General features: G+C 69.2%; 1 protein-coding gene and 1 pseudogene. Both read right to left on the bottom strand.

Annotated features, from left to right (window positions below):
- Window positions 1–261 (bottom strand): annotated as a pseudogene (locus J0695_RS40560) (regulator); the annotation flags it as partial.
- Window positions 262–337: 76 nt separating this feature from the next.
- Entirely contained in the window at window positions 338–712 is a 375-nt protein-coding gene (locus J0695_RS40555) for a hypothetical protein (protein WP_206969811.1), read from the bottom strand.
- Between the last annotated feature and the right edge of the window lie 131 nt (window positions 713–843).

The following is an 843-nucleotide window of genomic DNA, read 5'->3' as shown; positions in this document are numbered from 1 at the left end:
GGCGACAGCACGGGCCACCAGGTCGTCCGACTGCAGCTCGGCGAGCTCCACCAGCCAGATCCCGTCGGGGAACCGGCTCCGGACGGCGGTCGCGGCCTGGACCGCGAGCCGGGTCTTGCCCACGCCGCCGACCCCGGTCAGAGTGACCAGCGGCTCCCTCCGCAGGGCGCGGCCGATCGCCGCGATCTCCGGTTTGCGGCCGATGAAGGCGGAGAGCGGGGCGGGCAGATTCCCTTTGGGGTACGGGACTTGATCACTCACACGACAGCCTCCAGAGCCTCCAGCCGACTGCGGCGATGTCCGTTTCCAGCCTAGTCCCGGATCCCGCGCGGGGGCGTCAGAGGTCGAAAGCTTTCTCGATCTCGCGCAGTCGTGCGCGGGCCACGGCCAGAGCGGTGCTGTTGCGGTCCAGTACGAGATAGATGAACACGCCCTGCATCGCGCGCTGCGACAGCGGGTGGATGAGGTGGAACTCGTCGGTGAGCGTCACCAGGATGTCCTGCAGGTCGCCGGGCGGATAGCCGAGGACGGCCAGGGCGTGGAGCTTGGCCCGGATCACATCGGTGTCGACCTCCCCGACCTTGTACAGATCGAGGTCCGATCCATTGCCCTGCACGCCGAGGGTGACCCGGCTGAGGTAGTCCACGACGGCGGCGCCGAGCGCCCCCCTGATCTTCATGACCTCGGTAAGGACCTGTTGGATCTGCTCCATGCTGCCGCCCTCCCGGGGCTGCCGCGGACGGAACTACGGAGTGCCCCTCCAGTGTCGTCGCACGCGGCGGTACTTCCAAGACACCCTGCGCGCCCGGCAGTCGGCGCAGTCACCCCGTCACCCCGTCACCC

The organism is Streptomyces beijiangensis, assembly GCF_017315755.1.
GTDB classification, from domain to species: Bacteria; Actinomycetota; Actinomycetes; order Streptomycetales; family Streptomycetaceae; genus Streptomyces; species Streptomyces beijiangensis.
The sequence above is the reverse complement of the archived record's forward strand: the minus strand, read 5'-3'. Positions and strand labels throughout refer to the sequence as shown.